At 59.8% G+C, this 25566-nt stretch carries 24 protein-coding genes; 13 read left to right on the top strand and 11 right to left on the bottom strand.

The window, feature by feature from the left end; genetic code table 11:
* Positions 1 to 5: 5 nt before the first annotated feature.
* Together ansA and sppA are read right to left on the bottom strand one after the other, a co-directional pair.
* On the bottom strand, positions 6 to 1022 hold the full coding sequence (gene ansA / locus B498_RS14315; RefSeq protein WP_008500705.1) for an asparaginase: 1017 nt from the start codon (positions 1020 to 1022) through the stop codon (positions 6 to 8).
* A gap of 63 nt (positions 1023 to 1085) precedes the next feature.
* On the bottom strand, positions 1086 to 2942 hold the full coding sequence (gene sppA, locus B498_RS14320; RefSeq protein ID WP_008500704.1) for a signal peptide peptidase SppA: 1857 nt from the start codon (positions 2940 to 2942) through the stop codon (positions 1086 to 1088).
* A gap of 167 nt (positions 2943 to 3109) precedes the next feature.
* Between sppA and B498_RS14325 the strand changes: the two genes are divergently transcribed.
* The 3 genes from B498_RS14325 to B498_RS14335 all read left to right on the top strand — a co-directional run bounded on the left by B498_RS14325 (position 3110) and on the right by B498_RS14335 (position 6739).
* Positions 3110 to 3661, top strand: a complete 552-nt coding sequence (locus B498_RS14325; RefSeq protein WP_008500703.1) for an NAD(P)H nitroreductase — start codon at positions 3110 to 3112, stop codon at positions 3659 to 3661.
* A gap of 116 nt (positions 3662 to 3777) precedes the next feature.
* Positions 3778 to 4821 (top strand): selenide, water dikinase SelD, encoded by a 1044-nt coding sequence (selD, locus tag B498_RS14330; RefSeq protein WP_008500702.1) that lies wholly within the window; start codon positions 3778 to 3780, stop codon positions 4819 to 4821.
* 4 nt (positions 4822 to 4825) lie between these two features.
* Positions 4826 to 6739, top strand: coding sequence for a DNA topoisomerase III (locus B498_RS14335; RefSeq protein WP_008500701.1), 1914 nt, complete (start codon positions 4826 to 4828; stop codon positions 6737 to 6739).
* Between the two features lie 116 nt (positions 6740 to 6855).
* On the opposite strand, the gene gdhA is transcribed toward B498_RS14335, so the two are convergent.
* Positions 6856 to 8199: an NADP-specific glutamate dehydrogenase gene (gdhA, locus tag B498_RS14340; RefSeq protein ID WP_008500700.1), complete on the bottom strand. Its 1344-nt coding sequence runs from the start codon at positions 8197 to 8199 to the stop codon at positions 6856 to 6858.
* Between the two features lie 229 nt (positions 8200 to 8428).
* On the opposite strand from gdhA, the gene B498_RS14345 reads away from it, so the two are divergent.
* Entirely contained in the window at positions 8429 to 8701 is a 273-nt protein-coding gene (locus B498_RS14345; RefSeq protein WP_008500699.1) for a YnjH family protein, read from the top strand.
* Here B498_RS14345 and B498_RS14350 read toward each other — a convergent pair.
* Positions 8661 to 9077 carry a pyrimidine (deoxy)nucleoside triphosphate diphosphatase gene (locus tag B498_RS14350; RefSeq protein WP_008500697.1) on the bottom strand — a complete coding sequence of 139 codons (417 nt, stop codon included), beginning with the start codon at positions 9075 to 9077 and terminating at the stop codon, positions 8661 to 8663. The genes B498_RS14345 and B498_RS14350 overlap by 41 nt on opposite strands.
* A gap of 75 nt (positions 9078 to 9152) precedes the next feature.
* Between B498_RS14350 and B498_RS14355 the strand changes: the two genes are divergently transcribed.
* Together B498_RS14355 and B498_RS14360 are read left to right on the top strand one after the other, a co-directional pair.
* The gene (locus B498_RS14355) at positions 9153 to 9722 is read left to right on the top strand and encodes a carboxymuconolactone decarboxylase family protein (RefSeq protein WP_008500696.1); all 570 of its coding nucleotides are present in this window, start codon (positions 9153 to 9155) and stop codon (positions 9720 to 9722) included.
* Positions 9715 to 10332: a CDP-alcohol phosphatidyltransferase family protein gene (locus tag B498_RS14360; RefSeq protein ID WP_008500695.1), complete on the top strand. Its 618-nt coding sequence runs from the start codon at positions 9715 to 9717 to the stop codon at positions 10330 to 10332. The genes B498_RS14355 and B498_RS14360 overlap by 8 nt, the downstream gene beginning before the upstream one ends.
* Here the strand turns inward: B498_RS14360 and B498_RS14365 are convergent.
* From B498_RS14365 to xthA, 6 genes are all read right to left on the bottom strand, one after another.
* Positions 10329 to 11636, bottom strand: coding sequence for a sulfurtransferase (locus B498_RS14365; protein WP_008500694.1), 1308 nt, complete (start codon positions 11634 to 11636; stop codon positions 10329 to 10331). The genes B498_RS14360 and B498_RS14365 overlap by 4 nt on opposite strands.
* Before the next feature lie 73 nt (positions 11637 to 11709).
* Positions 11710 to 12330: an ATP-binding cassette domain-containing protein gene (locus tag B498_RS14370; RefSeq protein ID WP_008500693.1), complete on the bottom strand. Its 621-nt coding sequence runs from the start codon at positions 12328 to 12330 to the stop codon at positions 11710 to 11712.
* The gene (locus tag B498_RS14375; RefSeq protein WP_008500692.1) at positions 12330 to 13859 is read right to left on the bottom strand and encodes a thiamine ABC transporter permease; all 1530 of its coding nucleotides are present in this window, start codon (positions 13857 to 13859) and stop codon (positions 12330 to 12332) included. Before B498_RS14375 ends, B498_RS14370 begins: the two co-directional genes overlap by 1 nt.
* A complete protein-coding gene (locus tag B498_RS14380) occupies positions 13832 to 14992 on the bottom strand; it encodes an ABC transporter substrate-binding protein (protein ID WP_050547795.1) in 1161 nt (386 codons plus the stop codon). The genes B498_RS14375 and B498_RS14380 overlap by 28 nt, the downstream gene beginning before the upstream one ends.
* 15 nt (positions 14993 to 15007) lie before the next feature.
* Positions 15008 to 15691, bottom strand: a complete 684-nt coding sequence (locus B498_RS14385) for a TVP38/TMEM64 family protein (protein WP_008500689.1) — start codon at positions 15689 to 15691, stop codon at positions 15008 to 15010.
* 6 nt (positions 15692 to 15697) lie between these two features.
* Positions 15698 to 16504 (bottom strand): exodeoxyribonuclease III, encoded by an 807-nt coding sequence (xthA, locus tag B498_RS14390; RefSeq protein ID WP_008500688.1) that lies wholly within the window; start codon positions 16502 to 16504, stop codon positions 15698 to 15700.
* A 433-nt stretch (positions 16505 to 16937) separates the two neighbouring features.
* On the opposite strand from xthA, the gene B498_RS14395 reads away from it, so the two are divergent.
* The 7 genes from B498_RS14395 to ves all read left to right on the top strand — a co-directional run bounded on the left by B498_RS14395 (position 16938) and on the right by ves (position 24648).
* Positions 16938 to 18158 carry an aspartate aminotransferase family protein gene (locus B498_RS14395; protein WP_008500687.1) on the top strand — a complete coding sequence of 407 codons (1221 nt, stop codon included), beginning with the start codon at positions 16938 to 16940 and terminating at the stop codon, positions 18156 to 18158.
* Positions 18155 to 19189: an arginine N-succinyltransferase gene (astA, locus tag B498_RS14400; protein WP_008500686.1), complete on the top strand. Its 1035-nt coding sequence runs from the start codon at positions 18155 to 18157 to the stop codon at positions 19187 to 19189. The genes B498_RS14395 and astA overlap by 4 nt, the downstream gene beginning before the upstream one ends.
* Positions 19186 to 20673 (top strand): succinylglutamate-semialdehyde dehydrogenase, encoded by a 1488-nt coding sequence (astD, locus tag B498_RS14405; protein ID WP_008500685.1) that lies wholly within the window; start codon positions 19186 to 19188, stop codon positions 20671 to 20673. The genes astA and astD overlap by 4 nt, the downstream gene beginning before the upstream one ends.
* Positions 20660 to 21985: an N-succinylarginine dihydrolase gene (gene astB / locus B498_RS14410; protein ID WP_008500684.1), complete on the top strand. Its 1326-nt coding sequence runs from the start codon at positions 20660 to 20662 to the stop codon at positions 21983 to 21985. The genes astD and astB overlap by 14 nt, the downstream gene beginning before the upstream one ends.
* 10 nt (positions 21986 to 21995) lie before the next feature.
* Positions 21996 to 22961, top strand: a complete 966-nt coding sequence (gene astE / locus B498_RS14415; RefSeq protein WP_008500683.1) for a succinylglutamate desuccinylase — start codon at positions 21996 to 21998, stop codon at positions 22959 to 22961.
* Positions 22962 to 23299: 338 nt separating this feature from the next.
* The gene (gene spy, locus B498_RS14420; RefSeq protein ID WP_008500682.1) at positions 23300 to 23794 is read left to right on the top strand and encodes an ATP-independent periplasmic protein-refolding chaperone Spy; all 495 of its coding nucleotides are present in this window, start codon (positions 23300 to 23302) and stop codon (positions 23792 to 23794) included.
* 296 nt (positions 23795 to 24090) lie between these two features.
* Complete coding sequence (ves, locus tag B498_RS14425; RefSeq protein WP_008500681.1) at positions 24091 to 24648, top strand: environmental stress-induced protein Ves; 558 nt, start codon at positions 24091 to 24093, stop codon at positions 24646 to 24648.
* Here ves and cho read toward each other — a convergent pair.
* A complete protein-coding gene (cho, locus tag B498_RS14430) occupies positions 24626 to 25516 on the bottom strand; it encodes an excinuclease Cho (protein ID WP_172955643.1) in 891 nt (296 codons plus the stop codon). The genes ves and cho overlap by 23 nt on opposite strands.
* Positions 25517 to 25566: the final 50 nt, after the last annotated feature.

Here is a 25566-nt window from a genome sequence, read left to right as displayed (position 1 = left end):
CCTCCTTATTCGTCAGGTGTCAGTTCACCGCGCAGGTTTTGCATCATCGCGCTGCGAATGGACTGAATGTCCAGATCCTGACTCAGTAAATAGTGAAGTTTAGTCAGCGTTGCCTCAACGGTCATATCGAAACCGCTGATCACGCCCGCATGCGCCAGCGCGTTGCCGGTGGCATAGCCGCCCATATTCACTTTACCGGACATACACTGGGTCAGGTTCACCACCACAATTCCGCGCTCGCTGGCTTCCTGAAGCTCTTTCAGAAACTCGCCGTTTTGCGGCGCATTGCCCACGCCATAGGAGCGCAGGATAAGCGCTTTCACCGGCTGGCGCAGGAAGTTACGCACCACGTCCGCAGAGATACCCGGATAAATGGTCACCACGCCAATCGGTTGCGGAGTAATCGGATGCACAATCAGCTCGCCCGCGGTGTTCGGCGCAGGAGGGGTTCCCAGACGACGGATATGAATCCCGGCCTCCAGCAGCGGCTGCAGGTTGGGTGAGGCAAAGGCGTCAAAGCCGTCAGCGTGGGCTTTGGTGGTGCGGTTCCCGCGATACAGACGGTTGTTAAAGAACAACGACACTTCGTTAATCGGGTAATTCGCCGCCACGTACAGGGAGTTCAGCAGGTTGATCTGCCCGTCAGAGCGCAGCTCCGCCAGCGGAATTTGCGATCCGGTGACGATAACCGGCTTGCTCAGGTTCTCCAGCATGAAGGAGAGCGCCGAGGCGGTAAACGCCATGGTGTCGGTACCGTGCAGGATCACGAAGCCGTCGTACTGGTCGTAATGGGCTTTAATGTCATCCGCGATGTGCTGCCAGTCTTCCGGCGTCATGTCGGAGGAGTCCATCAGCGGCTCGTATTCGTGGATGGTGAAGTCAGGCATTTCCGGACGGTGAAATTCGGGCATCAGCGCAAGCTGACGCTGCAGGTGGCCGGAGACGGGGATATAGCCGTTTTCAGAGCGCTGCATACCGATGGTACCGCCAGTGTAGGCTACATAAATCGATTTCTTCTGCATGGTAGTGAGTTCTTGTTCTTCAAAAGAAAAAAATCCCCTCTTCGTAGGAAGAGGGGACGGTTTTTAACGGACGTTCGCGCAGGTCAGGCAAAACGCGTAACGACTCTGTGGATCGTTAAAGGCCGCAAGCTTATCGCTTTCTGCCTTCATCGCTTTTGCCGCCGTGGCGACCGGCGCAGGCAGATAAGCCTGCAGCGCCTCCGGCAGCATGGCGCGTACCGAGCCGGACATGCTGTCCATGACCATATCGAAGAACGACGGTTCGTCCTGGTAATACTCGATATGCCACTGCTTCAGCTTCGCCAGTTCGGCGGCTTTCTTCACCGCGTCATCGAAGTCGCCCAGGCTGTCCACCAGTCCGTTGCTCTTCGCATCCTGACCGGTCCAGACGTGGCCCTGCGCAATCTGGTCGATCTGCTCAGGCGTCTTTTTGCGCGAGTCGGCGACCAGGGTGATAAAGCGTTTATAGCCGTTTTCAATGCTGAGCTGCATCATCTCAGAGACTTCCGGCGGCAGGGATTTGGTCACCGCGACATCCGCGAGCGGAGAAGTCGCTACGCCGTCAGTATGCACGCCCAGAGAATCCAGGCTGTTTTCTACGGTGTTGATCACCCCGAAGATGCCAATCGAGCCGGTGAGCGTGCTTGGGTTCGCCACGATGTAGTTGGCTGGCGTGGAGATCCAGTACCCCCCGGAGGCGGCCATTCCGCCCATTGAGACGACGACAGGCTTACCGGCGGCGCGGGCCGCGGCCAGTTCAGCGCGGATCACTTCGGAGGCGCTGACGCTACCGCCAGGGCTGTTGACCCGCAGGACAATCGCCTTCACTTTCGGATCGAGGCGCGCATCGCGGATCTGTGACGCCGTGGTATCGCCGCCCACGTTCCCCGGGGTCTCCTGACCGTCCATGATCGCACCGTTAGCAAAGACCACCGCGACGCTGTCACCGTTCTCATCCGGTTTCTTCGTCGAGTAATCATACATGCTGATGGCGCTGTAATTTTTGTCCTCTTTGCTCCAGCCAAACTGTTTGCTCAGGGATTTTTCAATCTCGGCGCTGGTGCCCAGGGCATCAACCAGTTTGTTATCGAGCGCGTATTTCGCGGTATCGCCGTCAACCTTACGCAGGCCTTCGAGCACGCCCTGCGCGCCAGGGAACACCTGCTCAGGCGTAATCTGACGGTTCGCGGCAACGGTGCCGAGATAGTTCTGCCACAGCTCGCCAATCCAGCGGCTGTCCGCTTCGCGGGCGGCAGGTGACATATCGTCGCGGATAAACGGCTCCACGGCGGATTTGTACGTGCCGACGCGGAAGACGTGGGTGGTAACCTTCAGCTTGTCGAGCAGCGATTTGTAGTACAGGCCGTTGGTGGCAAAGCCGTGCAGATCGACCGTACCCTGCGGGGAGAGCCAGATTTTATTGGCGAAGCTCGCCAGATAATATTGCCCCTGGCTGTAGCTGTCGCCCACGGCAATCACCGGCTTGCCGCTGTCGCGGAATTCGCGCAGCGCTTTACCGATGTACTGCATAGAGGGCTGGTCGCCGCCGGCAAAATCTTTCAGATCCAGCACGATGCCGGTGATGTTGCGGTCATCTTTCGCCTGACGGATGGCATCGACGATATCGAACAGGGAGTTTTCCTGCAGGCGGTCGGACGTGGCGCCAAACAGCTGGCGACTGATCACACCCAGACGGTTGCTGGCTGACGGTTTATCAACGATGACGCCGGTGATATCGAGTAACAGGGCCCCGCGAGTCGAATGCTGCGCCTGATTTGCGTTGCTGATATGCATCCAGATGCCCGCGCAAACCAGAACCAGCAGGATGAAGAAGATATTCATCACCAGGTTGCGGACGAAGTTGAGCAGTCGCCACGTCCATTTAAAGAAACCGGCAATAATTCGCCAAAGGGTTCGCATGTATTCTCCCTAACCAGAAAATGACTGTTTCCGTCGCCACTGGACGGTAATGTTGGGTTATCGTAATGACCCAACCGCCACTTGTCAGCAGGAATCGCCTGCCAGGCTGTAACAAAATCTGCCGTCGTGTTAATTTTGTGAGTAAATTTCAAGAAAGGAGTTAACCAATGGACGCACTCGAACTGCTTGTTAACCGCCGTAGCGCTTCCCGTCTGGCCGAACCTGCCCCGGCAGGCGAGCAGCTGGAGAACATTCTGCGTGCCGGCATGCGTGCCCCCGATCATGGCACGCTGCAGCCGTGGCACTTCTTTGTGATTGAAGGCGAAGGCCGCGATCGTTTCAGTAAACTGCTGGAGCAGGGGGCGGTGGCCGCAGGGCAGGATGAGAAAGGAATCGATAAGGCGCGTAATGCCCCGTTCCGCGCCCCGATGATCATCGCTGTCGTGGCAAAATGCCAGGCGGATCATAAAGTCCCGGTCTGGGAACAGGAAATGTCTGCGGGCTGTGCGGTGATGGCGATGCAGATGGCCGCCGTCGCGCAAGGCTTTAACGGTATCTGGCGCACCGGTGCGCTGACCGAAAGCCCGGCGGTCCGGGACGGTTTTGCCTGCGGTGAGCATGACAAAATTGTCGGTTTCCTCTATCTCGGTACTCCGCAGCTTAAAGCCTCCAGCACCATCAGCGTGCCGGACACCACGCCTTTCGTCAGCCGTTTCTGATAGCGCGCGCTAAACTGTCTGGATTCTGAGCATCTGCCGCAGAATTCAGACAGTCATACTTACCTCTTTATGGAATGAGCGCTACCATAGCGCGATTGAGATGACAGGAGACGTCCATGAGCGAGCAAACCATTCGTTTAACGCAGTACAGCCACGGAGCCGGTTGCGGTTGTAAAATTTCCCCGAAAGTGCTGGAGACCATCCTGCACAGCGAACAGGCGAAGTTTGTTGACCCGAACCTGCTTGTCGGCAACGAAACGCGTGACGATGCAGCGGTTTATGACCTGGGTAACGGCACCAGCATTATCAGCACCACCGACTTCTTTATGCCGATTGTCGACAACCCGTTCGATTTCGGGCGTATTGCGGCCACCAACGCCATCAGCGATATCTTCGCCATGGGCGGCAAACCGATTATGGCGATCGCTATTCTGGGCTGGCCGATCAACACCATCCCGCCGGAAGTAGCCCGTGAAGTGATTGATGGCGGCCGTTTCGCCTGCCAGCAGGCGGGGATTGCGCTGGCCGGTGGTCACTCTATCGATGCGCCGGAGCCTATCTTCGGCCTGGCCGTTACCGGCGTGGTCCCGACCGAGCGCGTGAAGCGCAACAGCACCGCGCAGGCGGGCTGCAAGCTGTTCCTCACCAAGCCGTTGGGCATTGGCGTGCTGACCACCGCCGAGAAAAAATCCCTGCTCAAACCGGAGCACAAAGGGCTGGCAACGGAAGTCATGTGCCAGATGAACCTCGCGGGTGCCGCTTTCGCCAATATCGACGGCGTGAAGGCGATGACCGACGTGACCGGTTTTGGTCTGCTGGGGCACCTCTCCGAAGTGTGTCAGGGCGCGGGCGTGCAGGCGCAGGTCTGGTATCAGGACGTGCCGAAGCTGCCGGGCGTGGAAGAGTACATTGCTCAGGGCGCGGTCCCGGGCGGTACCCAGCGTAACTTCGCCAGCTATGGTCACCTGATGGGCGAAATGCCAGAAGAATGGCGCAACCTGCTGTGCGATCCGCAAACCTCCGGCGGCCTGCTGCTGGCGGTCACGCCGGAATCCGAAGCCGAGGTTCAGGCCACGGCCGCCGAGTTCGGCATTACCCTGACGGCGATCGGCGAGCTGGTGACCGCGCGCGGTGGCCGACCGATGATTGAGATCCGTTAATTCGATGCGGTTGTTTATTGCCGAAAAGCCGAGCCTGGCCCGTGCCATTGCTGATGTGCTGCCCAAGCCGCATCGCAAAGGCGACGGCTTTATCGAATGCGGTAACGGGCAGGTGGTCACCTGGTGTATCGGTCACCTGCTTGAGCAGGCGCAGCCGGATGTCTATGACAGCCGCTACGCCCGCTGGAATTTAAACGATCTGCCCATCGTGCCGGAAAAATGGCGCCTGCAGCCCCGACCTTCGGTGACCAAACAGCTCAACGTGATCAAGCGCTTCCTGCATGAAGCCGATGAAATCGTGCACGCGGGTGACCCGGACAGGGAAGGACAGCTGCTGGTGGATGAGGTGCTGGACTATCTTGAACTGGCACCGGAAAAGCGTCAGCAGGTGCAGCGCTGCCTGATCAACGACCTCAACCCGCAGGCGGTGGAGCGTGCGATCTCGCGCCTGCGCGCCAACAGCGAATTTATTCCGCTGTGCGTCTCGGCGCTGGCCCGCGCGCGCGCGGACTGGCTGTACGGTATAAACATGACCCGCGCCTACACCATCCTCGGGCGCAACGCGGGCTATCAGGGCGTGCTCTCGGTGGGGCGCGTGCAGACGCCGGTGCTGGGGCTGGTCGTGCGTCGTGATGAAGAGATTGAGAACTTCGTCGCCAAAGATTTCTTTGAAGTGAAAGCGCATATCGTCACGCCTAAAGACGAACGCTTTACCGCCGTCTGGCAGCCGAGCGATGCCTGCGAGTCATATCAGGATGAAGAGGGGCGTTTGCTGCACCGTCCGCTGGCGGATCATGTGGTTAACCGCATTACCGGACAGCCCGCTATCGTCACCAGCTATAACGATAAACGGGAATCAGAACCGGCGCCGCTGCCGTTCTCGCTGTCGGCCCTGCAGATTGAGGCCGCGAAGCGCTTCGGCCTCAGCGCGCAGAACGTGCTGGACATCTGCCAGAAGCTCTATGAAACCCATAAACTGATCACCTATCCGCGTTCGGATAGCCGCTACCTGCCGGAAGAGCATTTTGCCGGTCGTCATTCGGTGATGAACGCCATTAGCGTGCACGCGCCGGATCTACTGCCGCAGCCGGTGGTGAACCCGGACACCCATAACCGCTGCTGGGATGATAAAAAGGTGGACGCCCACCACGCGATTATCCCGACGGCGCGCGCCAGCAGCGTCAACCTGACGGATAACGAAGCGAAGGTCTACAACCTGATCGCTCGTCAGTACCTGATGCAGTTCTGCCCGGACGCGGTGTTCCGCAAATGCGTGATCGAGCTGGAAATCGCAAAAGGGAAGTTTATCGCCAAAGCCCGTTTCCTCGCGGAAGCAGGCTGGCGCACGCTGCTCGGCAACAAAGAGCGTGACGAAGAGAACGACGGTACGCCGCTGCCAGTGGTCGCCAAAGACGACGAGCTGCTGTGCGAGAAAGGGGAAGTGGTGGAGCGCCAGACCCAGCCGCCGCGCCATTTTACCGATGCGACGCTGCTTTCCGCGATGACCGGCATCGCCCGGTTCGTGCAGGATAAAGATCTGAAGAAAATCCTGCGCGCCACCGACGGTCTGGGCACGGAGGCAACCCGCGCGGGGATTATCGAGCTGCTCTTTAAGCGCGGTTTTCTTGAGAAAAAGGGGCGCTATATCCATTCGACCGAGCCGGGCCGCGCGCTGATTCATTCCCTGCCGGAGCTGGCCGCCAGGCCGGACATGACCGCGCACTGGGAATCGGTGCTGACGCAGATCAGCGAGAAGCAGTGCCGCTATCAGGACTTTATGCAGCCGCTGGTGGGGACGCTTTACCAGCTGATCGATCAGGCGCGCAGCACGCCCGTGAAAACGTTCAGAGGGATGGTTGCACCCGGTGGTGGCGCGAAGAAACCGTTTAAAAAGAAAAAGAGCGCGGCCGCTTCTTAACCCGTAGGCCGGGTCAGGCGAAGCCGCCACCCGGCGAAAGACAGCTCTGCGGCCTGAAAAAAGCCCGGTGGCGGCTACGCCTTACCGGGCCTACAGGGCGAGAACCCCGCGAAACTTTAAATCACACCCTGCCCAATCATCGCATCCGCCACCTTCACGAACCCGGCGATATTCGCCCCACGCACGTAGTTGGTTTGCGATGCTTCACCGCCGTACTCCACGCAGGCGTGGTGAATATCCAGCATGATATGGTGCAGGCGCGCATCCACTTTCTCCGCCTTCCAGCCGAGACGCGCGGCGTTTTGCGCCATTTCGAGGCCGGAGGTTGCCACGCCGCCCGCGTTGGCGGCCTTGCCCGGTGCAAACAGCACGCCTGCCTCCAGGAACAGGTCCGTCGCGTCGATGGTGGTCGGCATGTTTGCCCCTTCGGCGACCGCTTTTACACCGTTGCTAATTAACGTGCGCGCGGCTTCAGCATCCAGCTCGTTCTGCGTGGCGCACGGCAGGGCGATATCCACCGGCACGCCCCACGGCTGTTTACCTTCGAGGTAGGTCAGGCCAAACTCCCGGGCGTAATCCGCTACGCGTCCATCGCGGCTGGCTTTGATTTCACACAGGCGCGCCAGCTTCTCTGCCGTGAAGCCCGCTTCATCCACCACCGTTCCGCTGGAGTCAGAGGCGGTCACCACGCGAGCGCCAAACTGCATCGCTTTTTCAATCGCGTACTGCGCCACGTTACCGGAGCCGGAAACGGCTACGCGCATGCCTTCGAAGCCTAAGCCGTGACGCTTGAGCATGGCCTCTGTGAAGTAAACCAGGCCGTATCCGGTCGCTTCCGGGCGGATCAGGCTCCCGCCAAACGACAGCCCTTTGCCGGTAAAGACGCAGGCGCTGTTGTTGGAAAGCTTTTTCATCATCCCGGCCATAAAGCCCACTTCACGTCCGCCCACGCCGATATCACCGGCAGGCACGTCGGTGTCCGGGCCGAGGTGACGGTAGAGTTCGGTCATCAGCGCCTGGCAGAAACGCATCACTTCACCTTCGCTTTTGCCTTTCGGGTCGAAATCGCTGCCGCCTTTTCCGCCGCCCATGGGCAGCGTGGTCAGTGCGTTTTTAAAGGTCTGCTCGAAGCCGAGGAATTTCAGAATCGACAGGTTCACGGACGGATGGAAACGCATGCCGCCCTTAAACGGGCCGATGGCGGAGTTAAACTGGACGCGCCACGCGCGGTTGACCTGCACCTGATTGCGATCGTCCACCCAGGTCACGCGGAACTGGATCACGCGCTCTGGCTCGACCAGGCGTTCGAGCAACGACATCTGGCGATAGCGCGGGTTTTGTTCAAGGAAGGGCCACAGGGTGGTCATCACTTCACGCACGGCCTGGGCAAACTCGCTTTGGTGCGGGTCGCGCTGCTGAACATGGGCAAGGAAACTTTCCAGAGAGCGTGTCTGATCCATAGATATAAGAACCTCTTATAATAATGTTTGTATATGACTTATGCGTTTTGTGTTGTTTTTTTGACTATACCACCCGTACCGCTTTGTGTGGCAAGCAGAAATTCAGGACGAAAGGGAAATTAATGACAGGTGCTGCGTCATAACCAAAAGCGATGACGAGATAAATTAAAGGTTCCGCGCCGGTTTACCGTTATAGTCATTATCAAGGGAACAACAGGAAGATGTGTCTATGAACCGTTATGTACTTACCGCGTTATGTGCGATCTTTACCGCAGGCGCGCAGGCTGACCGCATTCGCCCGGATGTAGAAGTGAACGTGCCGCCGGAGGTGTTTAGCTCCAGCGGCCAGCGCGCGCAGCCGTGTAACCAGTGCTGCATCTACCAGGATCAAAACTATTCTGAAGGGGCCGTCGTGAAGGCGGAGGGCGTGCTGTTGCAGTGCCAGCGCGACGAGCGCGCCATCAGCACGAACCCGCTGGTCTGGCGTCGCGTAAAACAATAAACGCCTCCAGCAGGGGAATATCCGCGGGGGCTAAGGCGTAGCCAAACGCCTCTTCCGGCGTGCACCATGCCAGCGCGCAGTGGTAGTGCGCCGTGAGCGCACCGCTAAACGCAGGAACGTGCCAGGCGTGCAGGTTGATTAAGCGCTGCGAGACCTCGCGCTGGTGGCTTGCCACGTATTGCGCAGGCCGTGCTTCAATACCCAACTCTTCACGCAGCTCGCGGATAAGCGCCTCGGGCTGGGTTTCTCCCGCCTCGACTTTGCCGCCTGCAAATTCCCACATGCCCGGCTGGTCGGCGTGGGCAGGGCGCTGCGCCAGTAAAATTTTGTCGTCTTTTTCGATGATGGCGGCAACGACATCGAGTGTTTTCAGCATGGTCGTCAATAATTGATAGCGAAAAAAGACATATTATCGTGCCCTTTCTCAGAGTCCAGTAATCAGGAGAATCAGGTGAAAGAGACTACCGCCTGGGTTGCCCCTATCGAATCCCTTCCCGCCAGCCTTAAACCCATTACCGTGATGCAGAAAAAGCATTTTGGCGCCGTGCTGAATCCCACGCGCTGGTGGGGGCGCATGCCGCGTCTGTTCTGGCTGGTGGCGCTGTTCGTCGGTTTTCTGGAGCGTCGTCGCGCGCGCCTGTCACCCGTGCTGCGTTCGCTGCTCATGACGCGGGTGTCCCAGCTCTGCCACTGCGCTTTCTGTATTGATGCCAACAGCCTGCGGCTAGCCGAGCGCTGCGGGGCGCTGGATAAGGTGCAGGCCGTGAGCGACTGGCAGGATTCCGCCTTGTTCACGGAGCAGGAGCGCGCGGCGCTGGCCTACGCCGAGGCGGTGACCGCCACGCCGCCCCGGGCGGATGAGGCCATCAGAACGGCGCTGAAGCGCCACTTTACGGAAGATGCCATCACCGAGATGACGGCGCTCATTGCCTTTCAGAATCTCTCTGCCCGCTTTAACGCCGCGCTGGATATTCCGGCGCAGGGGCTATGCGCCACCTTTAACGAGACGCCCCATGCTTGATCGCCATCTTCACCCGCGGATAAAACCGGCTCTGAATCGTCTGGTCTCCGTGCTGGACAGGCCGGGCATCACGCCCGACGGATTAACCCTGGCCGGGTTTGCCATCGGCGTGCTGGCGCTGCCGTTTCTGGTCCTTGGCTGGTATCCGGCGGCGCTGGTCGCCATCGTGCTTAACCGCCTGCTGGACGGTCTGGACGGGGCGCTGGCGCGCCGCAGAGGGCTGAGCGATGCGGGGGGATTTCTCGATATCGCGCTCGACTTTCTGTTCTACGCCCTGGTGCCGTTTGGCTTTGCGCTGGCAGCACCGGCGGAAAATGCGCTGGCAGCCGCCTGGCTGCTGTTCGCGTTTATCGGGACCGGCAGCAGTTTTCTGGCGTTCGCGGCCCTGGCCGCGAAGCACGACATCGACAACCCCGGCTATGCGCACAAGTCGTTTTATTACATCGGCGGGTTAACGGAAGGGACGGAGACCATCGTGCTGTTTGCGCTGTGCTGCCTTTTTCCTGCGCACTTTACGCTCTTCGCGTGGGTATTCGGCGCGCTGTGCTGGCTGACCACCACAACGCGCATCTGGAGCGGCTACGTGACGCTGAAGTCACTTAACCCTTAGCGCGCGCTTTCAGGCCCGCGCTCACCGGTCGTCACCGGGTTCTGCGGGTGACTGCTCCATTCGTACCAGCCGCCGTCATAGACGGCGATATTCTTCCAGCCCATCGCCCGGGCGTACATAAAGGTTTCAGACGCCCGCCAGCCGGTGCCGCAGTAAAACGCGACGTGCTGTTCCGGCAGAATATTCCAGCGCTTCCACTGGGCGGCGATGTCGTCAGCGCTGCGCATGGTGCCATCCGGGTTATGGAAATCCTCCATGTGGGTGGCATCGCTGCCCGCGTGACCCCAGCGGGCACCGGCAATTTCACCTTTTGGCTTGATGTAGCTGTAGCCGCTGGTTTCGCCGATGAACTCCGGCCACGAGCGTATGCTGACCAGAGAGGCATCCTGACGGTGCAGCATGCCGCGCGCCTGTTCCATATCCACCATCAGCTGCGGCTGACCGGGGATCGGCGCGCCGAAATCGGGGGCGGGCGTCACTTTACCGGGCGTACCGCGCTCAACCGGCAGGCCTGCATCTGACCACGCCTTCCAGCCGCCGTCGAGAATACGCACATCCTTCACGCCCGCATACAGCATAATCTGCGCAACGCGCGCGGCGGCGTAGACGTCGCGGCCATACAAGATGACGGTGGTGTCGTGACGGATCCCGTGCTTCGCCAGCATCGCTCTAAGCTTGTCGTCGGAGACTTTATTCCACAGCGGTTCGCTTTCCACCTCGTTGGTGTCGATATAGCCCGCGCCGGGAATGTGGTTCAGCAGGTAAAACTTCGGTGCACCCCAGGCGGCCTCAATCACTTTCCAGTCGCCCGCCGGTGCGGCAGCCACGGGTTTACCCTGCTGGAGCCGGTGGATCCACTGCGGGTAAACCAGCTGTTCAAAGTGAGGCAGGCGCTGAAGGCGATCGGGCGTCTGCAGAGCATCGCTGAGCAGCGAAACGTGGCGGTACCCGGCTTTCTCCAGGCGGGCTTTCACCGCCTGGTTATCGTTCTCGTCGCCGTACAGGGCGATGGTCGTCGCAGGGGTAAGCTGATGCTGTTTTGCCCACAGCGCAATCTGCTCGTCGCTCATGGCGCTGAGCCAGGCGGCAGCAAGGTTGAGCGCGGCGGGTTCATGCCCGGAGGGGCCGCTGAGCGTCTGCGGCCAGCCGTTATAGAAGGCGCTGGCGCGTGTGTCGACAGGCGTGCCGTGCTGTGCCTGAAGCTGAGACAGCGTGATGGCGTTGGGCATATCAGCCGCCAGCGAGGAAAAAGAAGCGAGGCCGCAGAGCAGGGCCAGCGCGGTCAGTTGAGAAACACGTTTCATCGAATAACCTGACGTCAGTAAAAGAGGGGGGCATTGTCGTCTCTCCCGAAACGGAAAACATTGCGTTAGCACATTATTGCCAGCGAGAAATCTCAATCAGCTCGCCGCCGGGTGGAATATCGTCCTCATCGTGCGTGACCAGCACCGCCGGAATATTGCGCGCGCGGACGGCGTCAAATACCCATGCCCGAAACGTGGCCCGTAACGCTTTATCGAGGCGGCTGAACGGTTCATCCAGCAGCAGCGCCTGCGGCTCCGCGAGCAGGGCCCGCAGCAGGCTGACCCGGGCACGCTCCCCGCCGGAGAGGGTGGCCGGATCGCTGGCGTAATGGCCGCTCAGCCCGGCGGAATCCAGCGCCTGCGCGACCGCCTCCCGACGCGCGCGCCCGGCGATGCGCTCGGGCAGCGCCAGCAGCAAGTTTTGCCCGACGCTGAACTGGTCGAACAGCAGCGCGTCCTGAAAGAGAATACCCAGCCCGCGGGACTCCACGGGAAGCGCGTCGCAGCGACGCGCGTCGAGCCACAGTTCGCCCCGCGCCTGGAAATCGTCTGACAGCGCGCCGACCATCCAGGCAAAAAGGGTCGACTTTCCGCTGCCGGACGGCCCCATCAGAGTGACGATCTCCCCGCGGGGCACGCAAAAACTGACCTCGCGGAAAAGCGGTTCGATGGTGAGATTTTTTACCTTCAGCATTAACGTAACCCTTGTCGGTAGCGGCCCACGAGCCGGGATAGCAGGGCAGCAGCACCAAACACCGAACCCGTGACCAGCAGTAATCCCAGCGCCCGGTTAGCGAGAATCGGGATGCTGCCCCCGCTGCTGAGCGCCACGGTTTCGGTGGTCAGCGTGGCGAAACGCCCCGCGCCCAGCCACAGCGTCGGCATGTATTGCGCCATGCTGACGGAAAAGCCGGTGGCAAAGGCCAGTAGCGCAGGGCGCACCAGCAGCGGGCATTTCAACAGTAAAAAGATTTTTGTCCGCCGCCAGCCGAGCGTTCTGGCGGTGAGGATAAGCCGGGAATCGATCCGGCGCCAGGCGGGTTGCAGCACCAGCAGCATCCACGGCAATACCCACAGAAGGTGGCTCCAGAGCACGGCGGCGTAGTGCCCGTCGATGCCCAGGTGCAACGCAATGGCATACTGGCCGGTGACGAGCGGGAGGGCCGGAAGGGCGAGCGGTAACCATACCCACAGCGTGCCGCGCTGCGGGCCCCACTCCAGCCAGAGTAACCCGACGACCAGGGCAATCAGGGCTGAAAGCAGACCGAAGGAAAGGCTGGTTCCCACCGGGCCAACGTCATCCCGTTGCGCCAGCATCAGCAGTACCGCGGCGCACAGGACGCCGCAGGCGGGCAGAAACCCGCTCAGTGCCCGCTCAGGCAGGACGCGCTGCGACCGGGGACGCGTTCCGGTGAGGTCTGCAAGTGTGCGAACCCATGCCTTCCAGAGTCCGTATCCCAGAGCGGCAAGCGCGGCCAGCAGCAGAAGGAGAAGCAGGCACAGCAGCGTCCCTTTTGCCTGCTGCTGCGCGTCGCCCTGGCTTAACCACTGCCAGGCCTGCACGGCCAGGGTAGGCGGGTTGCCGGGCCCGAGAACGATCGCCACGTCCACGACCGACAGCGACCATGCCAGCACCGCCAGCATGACTGCTCCGAGGACGGGCGCGATAGCTGGCAGGATCAGCCAGCTGAGCGTCTGAAAACGCCCGTAGCCGAGCGTCTGCAGGACGATCTTCTGCTGCGCGAGCCGTTTTTCCGGCAGTACGGCATAAATGGCCCACAGGACAAACGCGCTCTCTTTGACTGCGAGCGTCAGCCCCAGCCCGGCGCCGTAGCGGTCAAACGGCGGCGAACAGACGGTGCAGACCTGATAAAACAGTCCGCCCTCGGCAAACAGCAGTAGCGCGCCGGTGGCGAACGCCACATGGGGTATCGCCAGCAGCCACGGCAGACGGGTTGTGAGACGTCGCCAGCGTTTTCCGGGCCAGAGAAGGCTGACGAGGAGAAGGGCAATGAACAACGCCCCCAGCGTGGCGATGAGCGTTGAGACCAGCGTGGCGACGGCCGCCTGCGGGAGCTGCGGATCGTTCAGCAGCCGCTGCCAGTTTGTCACCGAAAACGCCGGGGCAAGCAGCATGGCGCCGGCGGGCAGGATCGGCAGATAAATCACCGCCATCGCCAGCCAGACGAGCCCGCTCAGCGGGTGCCGTAACGACGCAGCCATTCCTGCTCCAGCGCGTTCACCCAGGCGGACTGCGGCTCGGCAAGCACCTTCGGCAGCCCCTGAGGCGTGTGGGCCAGCAGCTGTCTGGCTTCTTCTTCGGGCAGCGTTTTCGCATCCAGCACGCTCGGATCGCCCCAGATGGCCGGGTCAGCTTTGCGGATCTGCGCCTGCGGCGACAGCAGGAAATTGGCGACCATTTTCGCCCCCGCGCTCGCGCTGGCGTTGGCCGGAATCGCCACAAAATGGACGTTGCCGAGCATCCCGCCCTGAAAACCAAAGCTATAGCTGTCGGCGGGCAGTTCGCCGCTCGCCACTTTCTGCTGCGCATGGGCCGGGTTAAAGGTCAGCGACAGGTACAGGCTGCCGCTGGCAAGCAGGGCATCCATCCGTGCAGGAGAAGGGGGAAAATCTTTCCCTTCGCGCCACAGCAGCGGGTGGAGCGTGTCCAGATAATCCCAGAGCGGGGCCGTGACCTCGGCAAAGGTGCTATCGGGGGCCTTTTGCAGCGCCTCCGGGTGAGCGGTTAGCGTCATCAGCAGCTGCTCAAGAAATGCCGTGCCGGTAAAATCGGGCGGGCGAGGATAGCTGATCTTGCCCGGATGCTGCTGCGCGTAAGCCAGCAGCGCCTGAGGATCCACAGGCGGCGTCGGCATGCTGGCTTTGCGGGCGATAAAGGTCAGCTGCGCGCCGCCCCACGGCGATTCCGCGCCGTCTGTGGGGATAGCAAAATCCTCCGTAACCGGTTTGCGGGTATCAACATAGCGCCAGTTGGGCAACGTCTGCGCCCATCCGGTCTGCAGCAGGTTTGCCTCTTTCAGCGTGCGGAAGTTCTCGCCGTTAACCCACAGCAGGTCGACGGAGCCGTTGGTCTTACGTCCCGCGGCGGCTTCGGTCTGAATACGTTTTACCGCGTCGGCAGCATCCGCCAGCGGGACAATTTTAAGGGTAATGGCATAGTGCGTTTGCATCTCGCCGCTGACCCACTCCAGATAGCGGTTGACCGCCGGATCGCCGCCCCAGGCGTTAAACCAGACGGTCTGGCCTTTGGCCTGTTGCTGAATGGCCTGCCAGCCGTCGGCGGCATACAGAGGGGCTGCCAGCAGCAGCCCGGTCAGAAACGCGCAAAAACGCACACGGCGCATAATGCCTCACTTTTTAGCAGACGGGAGATAACGGGAAAACAGCCGGCGGGTGACCAACGGCAATACCCCCAGTAGTGTAAAGGCGAATACCATGCCCGGCGACAAAATATCGCGCAGCGAGGTCACTTTTCCTAGCTCGCGCCCGGCGTTCAGAAAGATAATCGTGGCGGGCAGCATGGCGAGCTGGCTGACCCACCAGTAGCGAAATACTCCCATGCGGGTCAGCCCCATCAGCAAATTCACCAGGAAAAACGGGAACAGCGGCATCAGGCGCAGGGCAAAAAGATAGCCCGCGCCGTCGCGCGCCATGCCGGTATTCACCGTACTCATCTGCCGGGCAAACCGCCGTTGCACCCAGTCGCGCAAAAAATAGCGGCTGGCGAGCATCGCCAGCGTGGCCCCGAGCGTGGAGGCAAAGGAGACCAGCACGGTGCCTTCCCACAGGCTAAACAATGCCCCGCCCAGCAGGGTCAGGACCGCCGCGCCGGGGATCGAGAGGGCGGAGACCGCCACATAGACCGCAAAGAAGATCAGCGCGCTGCGCAGCGGCGCGTGGTCGACATAGGAGAGTAATGCCTGCTGGTGCGTTTTAATCCCTTCCAGGGAGAGGGTTCCCGGCGGAAGCATGATAAACGCCAGAATAAAGGCGCCCAGAAGGGCGCACAGGAAGAGTGTTTTTGAAAGGTTCACGCGTCATTACAGCTTGAATTTAGCCCACACCGGCGCGTGGTCAGACGGTTTTTCCATGCTGCGGATGTCGTAGTCGATCCCGGTTTCGATGCAGCGCTCGGCCAGCGGGGAACTGGCCAGCAGCAGATCGATACGCAGGCCGCGGTTGTCGTCAAAGCCTTTGGAGCGGTAGTCAAACCAGGAGAAGCGATCCTGCGTTTCCGGGTTGGCATTGCGGAACGTATCCACCAGGCCCCAGCCCAGCAGGCGCTCCATCCACTCACGCTCTTCCGGGAGGAAGGAGCATTTGCCGGTGCGCAGCCAGCGTTTGCGGTTCTCTTCGCCAATACCGATATCGAGATCCGTCGGGCTGATATTCATGTCGCCCATGATCAGCACCGGATTCTCTTTTTTGAGTTCGGTGGTCAGGTAGTCCTGTAGATCCTGATAAAACTTCGCTTTCGCCGGGAATTTGGTTTCATGGTCACGGCTCTCACCCTGCGGGAAATAGCCGTTGATGACCGTGATATTGCCGATCGCAGAAGGGACTTCCGCCATGATAATGCGACGCTGCGCTTCTTCACCGTCGCCCGGGAAGCCGCGACGCACGGAAACCGGCGGCGCTTTGGTGAGCAGCGCGACGCCATAGTGACCTTTCTGGCCGTGATAAAAGACGTTGTAGCCGAGTTTCGCCACCTCTTCGAGGGGGAACATGTCGTCGTGAACCTTTGTCTCCTGCAGGCCGATCACATCTGGCTGATGTTGCTCAACGATAGCTTCAAGCTGATGAGGGCGGGCACGCAGGCCGTTGATATTAAAAGAGACAAATTTCATAGTCGCTGCCAGTGCAAGGTGAATAGTGCAAGGATGGTAGCAGAATTTGCGTCAACTGTTACCGGCTTCGACCAATAACTGCAACAGATAATGCCGGTGGTGCAATATTTGCACCATTCTGACGCGCTTCGCCCCCAAAGAGGGCGTAAATGGCCGATAAATTTCGCGAGCGATCACAATTCCAGAATTATATTTGGCCTGTGCATACTCTTTCTGATTTTCATGCGGCAAAGCGCCGCTTGTCGTAAAAATATTCACTTTTTATGCACTAACAGTGAATAACTCCATGTTGTAACTTATTGATATTCTGTTCTCTCAACCCGTTTATGCATTTTTATCGCTGGCTGGCACGAAGGCTGCAATCTACATTCACAGTGCAAACACTCAATTATTTAACATTCAAATAACCTTTTATTTACCGGATGAGGTCGCTATGTCTCTGTCAATTACGCGTGAAAATTTCGATGAATGGATGATGCCGGTTTACGCTCCGGCGGCTTTTATTCCGGTTCGTGGGGAAGGCTCGCGCCTGTGGGATCAGCAGGGTAAAGAGTATATCGACTTTGCCGGTGGGATTGCGGTGAACGCGCTGGGGCATGCGCACCCGGCGCTGCGTCAGGCGCTCAATGACCAGGCAGCGAAGTTCTGGCATACCGGCAACGGCTTTACCAACGAGCCTGCGCTGCGCCTGGCCAAAAAACTGATCGACGCGACGTTTGCCGAAAAAGTCTTTTTCTGTAACTCGGGGGCGGAAGCCAACGAAGCGGCGCTGAAGCTGGCGCGCAAATATGCGCACGATAAGTTTGGAACCCACAAGAGCGGTATCGTGGCGTTTAAAAATGCCTTCCACGGACGGACGCTCTTTACCGTCAGCGCGGGTGGCCAGCCTTCCTACTCGCAGGATTTCGCACCGCTGCCGCCGGATATCCGTCACGGTATTTATAACGATCTGCAGTCTGCCAGCGAGCTGATTAACGACACCACCTGTGCGGTGATCGTCGAGCCGATGCAGGGCGAGGGCGGCGTGCTTCCGGCGAAAAAAGAATTCCTGCAGGGGCTGCGCGAGCTGTGCGATCGTCATAACGCGGTGCTGATTTTCGACGAAGTGCAGACCGGCGTGGGCCGCACCGGCGAGCTGTATGCCTATATGCACTACGGCGTCACGCCGGACGTGCTGTCGACCGCCAAAGCGCTGGGCGGCGGCTTCCCGATTGGCGCAACGCTGACTACCGATAAATTCGCCAGCGTGATGACCGTCGGCACCCACGGTACCACCTACGGCGGCAACCCGCTGGCCACCGCCGTTGCCGGACAGGTGCTCGACATCATTAATACCCCTGAGGTGCTGAAGGGCGTTAAGCAGCGCCACGACTGGTTTGTTGAGCGCCTGAATGCCATCAACGGCAAGGTTGGCCTGTTTAAAGAAATTCGTGGCCTGGGGCTGTTAATCGGCTGCGAGCTCACCGCTGAGTTTGCCGGAAAAGCTAAACTTATTTCACAGGAAGCGGCAAAAGTGGGCGTGATGGTACTGATTGCCGGTGCCAACGTCGTGCGTTTTGCTCCCGCGCTGATTGTCAGCGAGGAAGAGGTGCAAACCGGTCTGGACCGCTTTGCGCTGGCGTGTGAAAAGGTGAAATCCGGGGTGTCATCATGATGGTCATCCGTCCCGTTGAGCGCGGCGATCTCGCCGGGCTCATGCAGCTTGCCGGTAAGACGGGAGGCGGGCTGACCTCGCTTCCAGCCGATGAAAAAACGCTGTCGGCGCGCATTGAGCGCGCCCTTCAAACCTGGCAGGGGACGTTGCCAAAAAGCGAACAGGGGTATGTGTTCGTGCTGGAAGACACCGACACGGGGACCGTGGCCGGGATCTGCGCCATTGAAGTGGCCGTCGGGCTTAACGACCCGTGGTACAACTACCGCGTCGGCACCATGGTTCATGCCTCGAAAGAGCTGAACGTCTATAACGCGCTGCCGACGCTGTTCCTCTGCAATGACCACACGGGCGCCAGCGAGCTTTGCACGCTGTTCCTCGACCCGGCGTGGCGCAAGGAGGGCAACGGCTATCTGCTCTCCAAATCGCGCTTTATGTTTATGGCCGCCTTCCGCGATCGCTTTAACGAAAAGGTGGTTGCGGAGATGCGCGGCGTGATCGACGACACCGGCTATTCACCGTTCTGGGAGAGCCTGGGCGAGCGCTTCTTCTCGATGGAGTTCAGTCGGGCGGACTATCTCTGCGGCACGGGTCAGAAAGCCTTTATTGCCGAACTGATGCCGAAGCATCCTATCTATACCCATTTCCTCAGCCCGGAAGCGCAGGCGGTGATCGGCGAAGTGCATCCGCAAACCGCACCTGCCCGCGCGGTGCTGGAGAAAGAGGGCTTCCGCTACCGTAACTATGTCGACATCTTTGACGGCGGGCCTACGCTTGAGTGCGATATCGACCGCGTGCGCGCGATCCGTAAGAGCCGGCTGGTTGAGGTCTCTGAAGGCCAGCCCGCGCCGGGCGACTGGCCGGCATGCCTGGTGGCAAACGAAAATTACGCCAACTTCCGTGCGATGCTGGTGCGGACCAACCCGAAATGTGAACGTCTGGTGCTGACGGCTGCAGAACTGGATGCCCTGAAATGTAACGCCGGCGATAAGGTTCGCCTGGTGCGTCTCTGCCCTGAGGAGAAAACAGCATGACATTATGGATTAACGGTGACTGGGTCACGGGCGAAGGCGAACAGCGCGTAAAGACCAATCCGGTAGGAAAAGAGGTGCTCTGGAACGGGAACGACGCCAGCGCCGCGCAGGTGGAACAAGCCTGCCATGCCGCTCGCCGCGCGTTCCCGGCGTGGGCAAAACAGCCTTTCGCCGTGCGCCAGGCGCTTGTTGAAAAGTTTGCCGGGCTGCTGGAGGCCAATAAGGCCGAACTGACGCGCATCATCGCGTCTGAAACCAGTAAACCGCGCTGGGAAGCGGCAACCGAAGTGACAGCGATGATCAACAAAATCGCCATTTCGGTGAAGGCGTACCACACCCGCACCGGCGAACAGCACACCGAGATGCCGGACGGCGCGGCCACGCTGCGCCACCGTCCGCACGGCGTGCTGGCGGTGTTTGGTCCGTACAACTTCCCGGGGCATCTGCCGAATGGCCACATTGTGCCCGCGCTGCTGGCAGGCAATACCGTGATTTTCAAGCCGAGCGAGCTCACCCCATTAACCGGCGAGGCGGTGGTGAAGCTGTGGGAACAGGCTGGCCTGCCGCCGGGCGTGCTGAACCTGGTGCAGGGCGGACGTGAAACCGGCCAGGCGCTGAGCGCGCTGAGCGATATCGACGGCCTGCTGTTTACCGGCAGCGCCGGGACGGGCTATCAGCTGCATCGCCAGCTGGCGGGGCAGCCGGAAAAAATCCTTGCTCTCGAGATGGGCGGCAACAACCCGCTGATTGTGGAAGACCCTGACGATATCGACGCCGCGGTGCACCTGACGATTCAGTCCGCCTTTATTACCGCCGGACAGCGCTGCACCTGCGCCCGCCGCCTGCTGGTGAAACGGGGCGCGCAAGGGGATGCGTTCCTCAAACGTCTGGTTGAGGTGAGCGCGCGTCTGGTGCCAGCCGCGTGGGATGCCGATCCGCAGCCGTTTATCGGCGGGCTGATTTCCGAGCAGGCCGCGCTGAACGTGCTGAAGGCCTGGCAGGACCACCTCACGCGCGGCGCGAAAACCCTGCTCGAACCGAAACAGGTTCAGCCGGGTGCCTCGCTGCTGACGCCGGGCATCGTTGAGATGAGCGGCGCGAGCAACGTGCCGGATGAAGAGGTCTTTGGCCCGCTGCTGTGCGTCTGGCGCTATGACGATTTTGACGATGCCATCGCAATGGCCAATAACACCCGCTACGGTCTGTCGAGCGGGCTGATTTCGCCGCATCGCGAGAAGTTTGACCAACTGCTGCTGGAAGCGCGCGCCGGGATTGTGAACTGGAATAAACCGCTGACCGGGGCCGCGAGCACCGCGCCGTTCGGCGGCGTGGGCGCGTCGGGGAACCATCGCGCCAGCGCGTGGTATGCCGCTGATTACTGTGCCTGGCCGATGGCGAGCCTGGAAACCCCGGCGCTGACGCTGCCGGAGACGCTTAATCCGGGGCTGGACTTTACCGGAGGGGACCGTCATGAAAGCGCGTGAAGTCAACTTTGACGGGCTGGTGGGGCTGACGCACCACTACGCCGGTCTCTCTTTTGGTAATGAAGCCTCCACGAAGCACCGTTTTCAGGTTTCCAACCCGAAGCTGGCGGCGAAGCAGGGGCTGCTTAAGATGAAAGCGCTGGCGGATGCCGGTTTCCCGCAGGCGGTGATCCCGCCGCAGGAGCGTCCGAACGTGGCGGTACTGCGTCAGCTCGGCTTTAGCGGCACCGATGAGCAGGTGGTCGAAAAAGCGGGGACGCAGACGCCGCACCTGCTCTCGGCGGCAAGCTCCGCCTCTTCGATGTGGGTCGCCAACGCGGCAACCGTCGCGCCGTCAGCCGATACGCTGGATGGCAAAGTCCACCTGACGGTAGCGAACCTGAATAACAAGTTTCACCGCGCCACCGAAGCGGAAACCACCGAGCGCGTGCTGCGCGCCATTTTCAACCAGGATGCCCATTTCGCGGTGCATCAGGCCCTGCCGCAGGTGGCGATGTTTGGCGACGAAGGCGCGGCCAACCATAACCGCCTGGGGGGCGATTATGGCGAGCCGGGTGTGCAGCTGTTTATTTACGGGCGAGAAGAGGGGGGCCACGTCGCGCCAACCCGTTATCCTGCCCGTCAGACGCTGGCGGCCAGCCAGGCGGTTGCCCGCCTGAACCAGGTGAATCCTTCCCAGGTGATTTTTGCCCAGCAGAACCCGCATGTGATCGACCAGGGCGTGTTCCACAACGACGTGATTGCCGTTTCTAACCGCCAGGTGCTGTTCTGCCACGAGCTGGCGTTTGCCCATCAGGAAAAGCTGCTCGCCACGCTGCATGAGCGCGTGCACGGCTTGACGCCTGTCCAGGTGCCAACGGAGGCGGTGAGCGTGCAGGACGCGGTTGAAACGTATCTGTTCAATAGCCAGCTGCTCAGCCGCGATGACGGCAGCATGATGCTGGTCCTGCCGCAGGAGTCCCGGGATCATCAGGGCGTATGGCGCTACCTGACCGAGCTGGTGAAGGCGGATAACCCGATTGACGAACTGCGCGTGTTTGACCTGCGTGAAAGCATGGCCAACGGCGGTGGTCCAGCCTGTTTACGTCTGCGCGTGGTCTTGACTCAGGACGAAATGCAGGCGGTTAACCCGGCGGTCATGATGAACGATACGCTCTTTACGCGCCTGAATGACTGGGTCGATCGCTACTATCGCGACCGTCTAACGCAGGCCGATCTGGTTGACCCGCAGCTTCTGCGCGAAGGTCGCGAGGCGCTGGACACGTTGTCGACAATCCTGCAGCTGGGATCGGTTTATCCGTTCCAGCGCTAAAGGAGTGGGTATGGAAAATTTACTGGCGCTGACCCTGGCCGATGAAACGCCGGAACAGAAAGAGGGGGATGGCCCCTCATTTCGCTGGCGGTGGCTGGGGCGCGGGGTGCTTGAGCTGACGCCGACCGCAAAGAGCGATCTCTCGCTGCTGCTTTCAACGGGCATTCACGGGAATGAAACGGCGCCCGTTGAGATTGTCGATCTGCTGCTGCGCGCGCTGTATCGCAATGAAATTGCCCTGAAGTGCCGCGTGCTGGTGGTGCTCGGCAATCCCCCTGCGCTGGCGCAAAATAAACGGTATCTGGTGAGCGACATTAACCGCATGTTCGGCGGGCGCTGGTCGCAGTTTCCGCAAAGTGACGAAACGGCGCGGGCAGCGTGGCTGGAGAACGTGGTGACCGCGTTCTTTGCCGCTGCGGGGCCCGTGCGCTGGCATCTGGATCTGCATACGGCCATCCGCGCGTCCTACCATGTCCGCTTCGGCGTGCTGCCGCAGCGCAATCAGCCGTGGGAGGAAGATTTCCTGAGCTGGCTGGGAGATGCCGGGCTGGAGGCGCTGGTGTTTCACCAGTCGCCGGGCGGAACCTTTACGCACTTCACCTGTGAGCACTTTGGTGCGTTGTCCTGTACGCTGGAGCTGGGGAAAGCGCTGCCGTTTGGGCAAAACGATCTCACCCGCTTTGCGCCAACGCATCTCGCCCTGCGGGCGCTGCTGGGCGGGTCGGCTCCCGAGCATACGCACCAGACCGTTGAGCGTTACCGGGTCGTGCAGCAGATCACGCGCCGCAGCGATGCCTTCCTGCTCCACATGGCCGCACACACCCTCAACTTCACCCCGTTCCGCAAAGGGGCGCTGCTGGCCGAGGACGGCGAGGAACGTTACGAGGTACAGAAAACCACCGAGTATGTTTTATTCCCTAACCCAACCGTCGCGTTTGGCCTGCGTGCCGGGCTGATGCTGGAAAAAATATCCTGAACCTTTCCCCTCTCATCATCCGGGAGGGGAAGTTAAATACCTTTTCTTAGCAATTAAAGCGCGTGAACGTGTTTTGCAGAATATTCCTGGTGAATTGCTTTATTATTCACCTTCACTCCGTTATACTTTTTCTAAATCGCTTTAAAATCATCGCATTGAATATTTTTGGTTGCAACTCTCCACGCTTTATCCTTATTTCCTCCATATTTGGCGAAAATTTGTTTTTTACACTTTCATTGTTTTACCGTTGCTCTGACTAATTGACGATAAACCCCGTAAAGTTAATCTCGTCAACACGGCATAGCGCCGAAGAATAACTGAAAGAAAGGAAATAAATTATGCGTAAGTTTACTGCACTGTTTGTTGCTTCTACCCTGGCTCTGGGCGCTACCAGCATGGCCTTCGCCGCAGATACTGCGACCACCACCGCTGCCGCGCCTGCTGAAGGCAAAATGATGATGCATCATAAAGGCCCGGGTATGCACAACGAGATGATGATGTTTAAGGATCTCAACCTGACGGATGCGCAGAAACAGCAGATCCGCGATATCCGGAAAAGCGAACGCGACCAGATGAAACGTCCGCCGCTGGAAGAGCGTCGTGCCATGCATGACATCATCGCTAGCGACAGCTTCGACAAGGCGAAAGCCGAAGCGCAGATCGACAAAATGGCCGAGCAGCACAAAGCCCGTATGCTGGCTCACCTGGAAACCCAGAACAAGATCTACAACATTCTGACCCCGGAACAGAAAAAACAATTTAATGCGAATTTTGAGAAGCGTCTGACAGAACGTCCGGCGATGGAAGGTAAAATGCCAGCACCAACCGAATAATCGGTTCACTCTCTTAAGACCGCCGGGATCCTGTCCACAAAAGCGCAATCGCTGTGGACAGGACCGGCGGTTTTTCTTTCCTGCCCTCTTGTCTGCCGCCGCCAGCGCGGTATGCTCCTGTAGTCGCATCAGAGAATGTTTGTAGAGTCATGGCGTTAGAATTTTTATTAACGTTCCGCTAAGGCCTGCCCGCTCTGCTGCCGATACTGTGTTGTGAATACCTAACGATAACAAACAAGACAGCAACGATAGCAATATCCTTGCCCTGGCACGGGTTGTGCCATTCAGGAGTGGTGATGGAGTTCTTTGATATCCGTAAGATGCCGGTCAGCCTCTGGCGCAATGGTGCGGGTGAAACGCGTGAGATTTGTTGTTTCCCTCCCGCAACGCGCGATTTTCACTGGCGCGCCAGTATCGCAACTATCGCCAGCAACGGCGAATTTTCCTCTTTTCCCGGCGTCGATCGGGTAATTACCTTGCTGGAAGGCGGGGAGGTGACGCTGGATGCGGGCCAGGCGTTCTTCCATACCCTGAAGCACCATCAGCCCTACAGCTTTGCTGGCGACCTGCCGGTGAAAGCGCTGCTGTCCGATGGGCGGATGGCGATGGACTTCAACATCATGACCCGTCGCGACTGCTGTCGGGCGAAGGTGCGCGTGGCTGACCGTACCTTTACCACCTTTGGCACACGCGGGGGCGTGGTGTTTGTGTTAAGCGGGGCGTGGCAGCTGGGTGATAAATTGCTGACGGCCGATCAGGGCGCCAGCTGGGAGGAGGGTACCCATACGCTGCGTCTGCTGGAGGCTCAGGGTACCTTATTGTTCAGCGAAATCACGTGGCTGCTAGGCCATTGAGCTCAATGATTTCAAACTTACCGGCCAGCACAGGTTTACAGAGAATTTTGTAGCCATCGTGGTCAAATCCGGCGGGCGTGCGCAGCAGGGTTGCCGCGTCGTTGATATCGTCGACAGCGCCCAGCCAGAGCCAGTTATTGACGATGTGATATTGGGTCATCGCGTCACCCACTTCTTTTAGCGCAACGGCGCTTTCCCAGGGCCAGCACTTCACGCTGATGGCCGCCAGACCGGCGAGGAGCCGGGCGTGGTGCGCCTCAACGCTCTCTTTCCCACAGCAGGCACCGGCACAGCGCTTCAGCGCGGATCGGAAACAGGCGCGTCCGCGCGTGGTCGCCTCAAGGCCCAAAAGGCTGTAGCAAAGCTGGAGTTCGTCCGCCAGCGTCTGCAGCGCCTGAAGTGCGGCTCTTTTATTAGCGAACAACCCATAGAGATTCGGGGCATGAGAAAAATCGACGTCCCGCGCGTAGACGACCTGCGGCTTGCCTTCGTTGATCTGCAGGGAGCAGAGCTGACGGTTGCGGCGCAGGCGCTTGTTGAACAGCGGCTGCTGCTCTTTAATCAAACGCGCTTCCAGCAACAGCGCGCCCATTTCTCCCGCCGTCTGGAACCAGGTAATGCGTCGCGACTGGCGCAGCATGGCGGCCTCGTCCGGGGTACGCAGATGGGATAACACCCGACTGCGAATGTTAACGCTCTTGCCGATGTAAAGCGGCAGCGTGTCGCTTTCGCCGTGAAAGATGTACACGCCCGGCTGTTTAGGCAGTGCCTCAAGCCAGGGGCGAAGGTGCTCGGGGTATTCGTAGATAGCCGCCGCTTCAAACTCAAGACGCGGGGCGGATTGACGCCTGCTCACATACTGCTCCATATACTGTTCAGGCATACAGTGTAGCAGGAGTGTGGTGGTTAAAAAAGAGC

Origin of the sequence: Enterobacter sp. SST3, from assembly GCF_000286655.1 — a bacterium.
GTDB classification, from domain to species: Bacteria; Pseudomonadota; Gammaproteobacteria; order Enterobacterales; family Enterobacteriaceae; genus Enterobacter; species Enterobacter roggenkampii.
This window is presented reverse-complemented; position numbering and strand designations above follow the sequence as displayed.